Annotated in this window: 2 protein-coding genes; both read right to left on the bottom strand. The window is 64.5% G+C overall.

Annotated features, from left to right (window positions below; all coding sequences use genetic code 11):
* Positions 1-271: 271 nt before the first annotated feature.
* Positions 272-1,291: a DUF4236 domain-containing protein gene (locus C0456_RS20055; protein WP_291056321.1), complete on the bottom strand. Its 1,020-nt coding sequence runs from the start codon at positions 1,289-1,291 to the stop codon at positions 272-274.
* Between the two features lie 25 nt (positions 1,292-1,316).
* On the bottom strand, positions 1,317-2,325 hold a 1,009-nt coding region (locus tag C0456_RS20050; RefSeq protein WP_291056318.1), incomplete at its 5' end, for a 3'-5' exonuclease.

Below are 2,325 nucleotides of genomic sequence, written 5' to 3'. Positions count from 1 at the left end.
CTCCGCCATTTCTAGCCATTCGAACGTTCTCCGCGTGCGGACGCGCGGCTGAAATGCCAAGGAACCGCGCGGTTCGGGCGCGAACCTCTGGACTGCGACGTCGGCACACTCGGCTCCGAGCGTTCTCTCTCCGCCCTTTTTCTCTCGACCTCTGGACTGAACCGACGCCAGTACGGAATTCTATGTCATTGAAATAAAACGTGAAAATGCCTACGTCCCGTCGCGGCGATTGATATCCTCGTCGGCAAGCGATCGGCGCCGAAATCGGACATCAAAGCCCGAGCCGTTCGGCGACATCCTCAAACCCCGGATCCTCGGCATAAATGCGCTCGAACTCGCGTCGGGCCTGTGCTTGGCGGCGCTGGCCATCGTAGAGCAACGCACGCTCATATCGGACCTGCCGCAGCAGCTCGTCCGGGCGGTCCTTGCGCCGCCGGAGCGCCAACGTGAGAACGTCGATCGCCGCATCGGGCAAGCCCAAGCTGACCAGCGCGCGGGCCCGATAGAGCAGCAACGCCGTATGGACCGGAGTCTCGTTTTCGACAGACGCGCTCAGCTCTGCGATGCGTCGCAAGTGCTCGGGGTTCGGATGATCGAGCGCAAGTTCAGCGAAGGAGAGCAGGACGACGGGATCCGACTTGTCCAGATCGAGCAGCTGATCTAGACGGATCAATGCGTCGCCCGAACGTCCCTGCAACTGGTAGACCTCGACCAGGGCCAGAAGTGTCCCCCGTTCGCGAGGCCGCACATGCGCCGATATTTCGGGAGTGATCGGCAGGCTGATGGTCGCGTTGACTCCGTACTTGCTGAACAGCGAATTGAGTTCGTGTCTCCGTTCCAAGGCATCGAGCAGGCAACGCTCCGCCTGTTCGAAGTTCTCACTCTTCAGGTGAAGCATCCCGGCAAGCCATGCGGCGTCGGCCAGAGAAGCCGAACGGTCGAGCAGGACAAGCGCCTCGCTGTCATCGCCCTCATTCAGCGCCTTTAGCCCATCGACGAAGGCCCGCTCCGCCGTAGGTGTGATCAGGCGCTGGAAAAATCCGAGCGTCAGACGATCTCTCGCGCGCACCATTGGTGCGGATGCACCGCGCTCTTGCCCGCGTCCGGCCCCTGGATCGCGCATCGTGTAGAAGAGGCCGGTGCCAGGAATGCCTGCCGTCGCGCGGTTTCCGCGGGGGCTTATCGTGTACTTGGCCCCGCGCGGCCCGAAGGATAGCGAAGCCGCCGATTTCGAGAGGTTCAGCGTGACCCCGGGCGCAAGTCGGATGCGGCGCCAAAAACGGAATGCCATACGCTTGCCTCCCGCGCCCTCTCGCCTATCGCGCCAGATCGTCGAGGAACTCGGAGGCCGGATCGACGCCGGTGATCAGGAGCCGGTCGCGGGCGCGGGTGCAGGCGACATAAAGCAGGTGGCGTTCGGTGTTGTAGACCTCCTCCAGATCGGACTCATCGGCGACGGTCTCGATCCGCTCCTGCAACGGCAGCACCTCGTCGTCGCACGCCATCACGGCGACGGCGCGGAATTCGAGGCCCTTGGCGAGGTGCATGGTGCTGATCGCGACCTTGCCTGCTTCCGCCTCTACCTTGTCGCTCAGCTCGACACCCGACGCGCCAGCGATCTTGATCGCGGCCCGCGCGCGTTTCAGTTGCTCGCCGGTTCGAACGAACAGGCCGACCTCATGCGGCTGGCAACCCTCTTTCAGGCGATCGGCGAGCCAGTGCCCGACGGCTTCGCTCTCTTCCGTGGCCGTATCGAACGTGCAGATTTCGGGCGCCGGCCCGTTGAACACGGAGATGGTGCCACGGCGGCTCTCGGCATTGCCGTCGACGTCGGAGATGTTCGGCGGCAGCAGCCGATCCGCCTGGGCGCGGATCTGGTGGGAGGTGCGATAGTTGATCCGCAATGTGTGGGAGCGTCCGCGCACGTCGATGCCGAGCGATTTCCACGAGAAGGGCTGCTGGAAGATGCGCTGCCCGAGATCGCCGGCGAAGAAGAGCCCGTCCGGCCTGTGCGAAACCAGTGCGGCCAGGAAGCGGGCCTCGGCCACGCTGATATCCTGCGCCTCGTCGACGACCGCGAAATCGAATGGCCGCTTCTCCGTCGCGCCATAATGCGCCGCGAGGCGGCCGAACACGCCGGACCATGTCACCGCCTTGCGCTCGGCGAGACCGGCGCGCAACTGCTCGAAGATCGACCAGAGGGATTCCCGCTGCTTGCCGCCGATCCGTGTCTTGCGGCCAAGGCGCGAGACGTCCCGGTACCCCTCCCAGTTCTCGATCTGCCAGGCGTCGACGACCTCCGACCATTCCCCGGCGAGGAAGGGC

This window comes from Hyphomonas sp. (assembly GCF_013823385.1).
Classification (GTDB): domain Bacteria; phylum Pseudomonadota; class Alphaproteobacteria; order Caulobacterales; family Hyphomonadaceae; genus Hyphomonas.
Note: the sequence above shows the minus strand (reverse complement) of the source record. Positions and strands in the feature narration are given on the sequence as shown.

What these genes read in the sequence shown, in the direction of transcription:
- C0456_RS20055 (WP_291056321.1), bottom strand. Translation starts at nt 1,291, where the DNA reads ATGGCATTCCGTTTTTGGCGCCGCATCCGACTTGCGCCCGGGGTCACG.